The sequence below is a fragment of the Mesorhizobium sp. M7D.F.Ca.US.004.03.1.1 genome (assembly GCF_003998635.1).
Lineage (GTDB): Bacteria > Pseudomonadota > Alphaproteobacteria > Rhizobiales > Rhizobiaceae > Mesorhizobium > Mesorhizobium loti.
Window position 1 is genome coordinate 1 of sequence record NZ_RZQG01000576.1, and the last position, 3,922, is coordinate 3,922.

Sequence of the window (3,922 nt, forward strand, 5' to 3'; positions counted from 1 at the left end):
GCTGTGGAGCACTTCCTGCAGCGCTATTTCGCCTCGTTTGCCGGCGATTTGCCACCCGCCGGACTTTATCAGCGCATCCTGTCCGAGGTCGAATATCCGCTCGTCCTGGCCTCGATGACGGCAACTCGCGGCAACCAGATCAAGGCGGCGGAATTGTTGGGCTTAAACCGCAACACGCTGCGCAAGAAGATTCGCGAACTCGGCGTCAACGTCTACAAATCATCGCGGCAGGGCTGAGCCTGATCTGAAGGTCGGGCTCTTTTCGGGGGACGGCTCGCGAAAGATTTCCGTCTCGGTCACACTTGTTGCATAATCGCCACAATGCGTTGCATACATCCGACGCAATCATGGCTCTAGACGGCGACATGGCTCCGCAGGCACCGACAACAAACCAACCGCTTTTCAGCGAACCCGGCACGCGTGACGGGCGCCGGCTGTTGGCGCTGCCCGGCGTGGTCGCGGTTGTGGGCGCCCTGGTGACGGCGGCGATCTCGTTCACCATCCTTGTTGGCGCGACGCCGATCACGCCAAACGAATCGACGACGCTGGCGCTGATTGCCCTCAACGCGGCTTTCGTCCTATTCCTCATTGCGCTGGTCGGACGTGAAGTTCACCGTATCCTCATGGCGCGCCGGCACGGCAAGGCCGCCTCGCGGCTGCATGTGCGCATCGTCGCCATGTTCGCTCTGGTCGCCGCCATTCCAGCGATCATGGTGGCGATCATCGCGTCGATCACGCTCGACATCGGTCTCGACCGCTGGTTCGAGATACGCACCAAGACGATCGTCAATTCGTCGCTGTCGATCGCCGACGCCTATGTCCAGGAAAATGCCCGCAATCTCCAGGGCACGACACTGTCGATGGCCTATGATCTAGATGCGTCGCGCACACTCTATGGCCTTGATCGCACTGGCTTTCTCGACCTGATGAACAAGGAAGCCGTAGGCCGGTCGCTGGCCCATGCGGCGCTGATCAAGCCGGACGGCTCTTTCGTCATGAGCGCCAAGACCGATACGGATTTCGCCATGCCCGAGCCACCGGAAGGCGCCGTGTCCAGCGCCTCCGATGGCAAGCCGGTGCTGATCGAGCCGAAAACGCGCAACATCATGGGCGCCATCGTCAAGCTGCGCGAGATCGAAGGGCTCTATCTCTACACCATTCGCCTCGTCGATCCCGAAGTGATCAAGGCGCGGCAGATAGTCAGGTCCAACACCGACGAATATCGTGGTCTGGAAGACAACCGCCGCACCTCGCAGGTGGCCTTCGCGCTGCCCTATCTGTCGCTGACGCTGATCATCATCCTGTCCGCCATCTGGACCGGCATTGCGGTTGCCGACCGTCTTGTGCGGCCCATTCGCCAGCTTATCGGTGCCGCCGACGAGGTGGCGACCGGCAATCTCGACGTTGCGGTTCCCGTCAGGCCTTCGGACGGCGATGTCGCTTCGCTCGGCGACACGTTCAACAAGATGCTTCTGGAACTGAAATCACAGCGCAACGAAATCCTGTCGGCCAAGGACCTGATCGACGAACGGCGCCGCTTCTCGGAAGCCGTGCTTGCCGGCGTCACCGCAGGCGTCATCGGCGTCGATCCCTACGGCATCGTTACTATCGTCAACCGCTCGGCCGAGGCGATGCTGGCCATCTCCGCCAGCGCGGCGCTTGGGCAGAACCTCTCCGCCGTGCTGCCGCATGTCGGCCGCGTCTTCGAGATCGGCCGCAAGTCCGGCAAGCCTGTCTATCGTGAGCAGGTGACCTTCTATCGCGCCGGCGCCGAGCGGACCTTCAACGTGCAGATCACCATCGAGGCTGGCGACGACGGCTCGGAGGAAAAATCCTATGTCGTGACGGTCGACGACATCACCGATCTGGTTCAGGCGCAGCGCTCCTCCGCCTGGGCCGACGTGGCGCGGCGCATCGCCCACGAGATCAAGAATCCGCTGACACCGATCCAGCTTTCGGCCGAGCGCATCAAGCGACGCTTCGGCAAGGTCATCACCGAGGATCGCGAGATTTTCGATCAATGCACCGACACCATCATCCGGCAGGTCGAGGATATCGGCCGCATGGTCGACGAATTCTCCGCTTTCGCGCGGATGCCTAAGCCCGAGATGAAAGCCATCGACCTGCGCGAATCCTTGCGCGAGGCCTCGTTCCTGGTTGAAGTCAGCCGCGCCGACATTGCTTTCGAGCGCGTGTTCGGCAACGAGCCGCTCAAGGGTACGTTCGACAGCCGCCTGATGGCGCAGGCTTTCGGCAATGTGATCAAGAACGCCGCCGAGGCGATCGATGGATTGGAACAGAAGGACGGTTCGCACGGCATAATCCGGATTCAAGCCGGGCGCCAGAATGGTGTGATTCGCATTGACGTCATCGACAATGGCAAAGGCCTGCCGCGCGAGAATCGCCAACGGCTGCTCGAGCCCTATATGACCACACGCGAGAAGGGCACCGGGCTCGGTCTCGCTATCGTCAAGAAGATCGTGGAGGACCATGGTGGCAGACTGGAACTTCATGATGCACCTGCGGATTTCCACAATGGGCGCGGCGCGATGATCAGCATCATCCTGCCGCCTGCGGCCGTTGCGGCTTCGCGCGGCGAAAGCAGGACGGAAAACGAACGAGAAACTGAAAAGGTCGGTAATGGCGTCTGATATTCTCATCGTCGATGACGAGGAAGACATCCGTGAACTCGTCGCGGGCATCCTGAGCGACGAAGGTCACGAAACCCGCACGGCATTCGATGCCGACAGCGCGTTGGCGGCGATCGCCGACCGGGCGCCGCGGCTGATTTTCCTCGACATCTGGCTGCAGGGCTCGCGCCTGGACGGGTTGGCGCTGCTCGACGAGATCAAGACGATGCACCCGACCTTGCCCGTGGTGATGATTTCGGGCCACGGCAACATCGAAACGGCGGTCTCCGCCATCCGTCGCGGCGCCTATGACTTCATCGAAAAACCGTTCAAGGCCGACAGGCTGATCCTCATTGCCGAGCGTGCGCTCGAGACCTCGAAATTGCGGCGCGAGGTTTCCGACCTCAAGCTGCGCAGCGGCGAAACCTTCGATCTGATCGGCATGTCGTCGGCGATGAGCCAGTTGCGCCAGACTATCGAACGCGTCGCGCCGACCAACAGCCGCGTCATGATCATCGGCCCGTCAGGCTCGGGCAAGGAACTGGCCGCACGTGCCATCCACACGCTGTCGGCGCGCAAGACCGCGCCTTTCGTGACGCTGAGCGCCGCCAACATCACGCCCGAGCGCATGGAGATCGAGCTGTTCGGCACTGAATCGAACGGCGTCGAGCGCAAGGTCGGCGCGCTCGAGGAGGCTCATCGCGGCATCCTCTACATCGACGAAGTGGCCGATATGCCGCGCGAGACGCAAAACAAGATCCTGCGCGTGCTGGTCGAGCAGCAGTTCGAGCGGGTAGGGGGCACCAAGCGGGTCAAGGTCGATGTCCGCATCATCTCCTCGACCTCGCAGAATCTCGAGGCGATGATCGCCGACGGCCGTTTCCGCGAGGATCTTTATCATCGCCTGGCAGTGGTGCCGGTCATGGTGCCGGGATTGGCCGAGCGGCGCGAGGACATTCCCTATCTCGTCGACAATTTCATGAAGCAGATCGCCCGCCAGGCCGGCATCAAGCCGCGCCGCATCGGCGACGACGCGCTGGCTGTGCTGCAGGCGCATAATTGGCCGGGCAACGTCCGCCAGCTGCGCAACAATGTCGAGCGCCTGATGATCCTGGCGCGCGGCGATGATGTCGATGCGCCGATCACCGCGGACCTTTTGCCGGCCGAGATTGGCGATGTCATGCCGCGAACGCCGAATCAATCCGACCAGCACATCATGGCGCTGCCACTGCGCGAGGCGCGCGAACAGTTCGAGAAGGACTATCTGATCGCCCAGATCAACCGCTTCGGCG

Annotated in this window: 3 protein-coding genes; all 3 read left to right on the plus strand. The window is 62.1% G+C overall.

Annotated features, from left to right (window positions below; translation table 11 throughout):
- Positions 1–237: helix-turn-helix domain-containing protein (locus EN935_RS25690; RefSeq protein WP_281040362.1), on the plus strand; the 237-nt coding region annotated here is incomplete at its 5' end.
- Between the two features lie 128 nt (positions 238–365).
- Positions 366–2,651, plus strand: a complete 2,286-nt coding sequence (locus EN935_RS25695) for a PAS domain-containing sensor histidine kinase (RefSeq protein WP_164548870.1) — start codon at positions 366–368, stop codon at positions 2,649–2,651.
- On the plus strand, positions 2,641–3,922 hold a 1,282-nt coding region (locus tag EN935_RS25700), incomplete at its 3' end, for a sigma-54 dependent transcriptional regulator (RefSeq protein ID WP_164771336.1). The genes EN935_RS25695 and EN935_RS25700, both read left to right, overlap by 11 nt.

Coding starts and splice junctions, on each gene's coding strand:
- EN935_RS25695 (WP_164548870.1), top strand. CDS start 366: ATGGCTCCGCAGGCACCGACAACAAACCAACCGCTTTTCAGCGAACCC.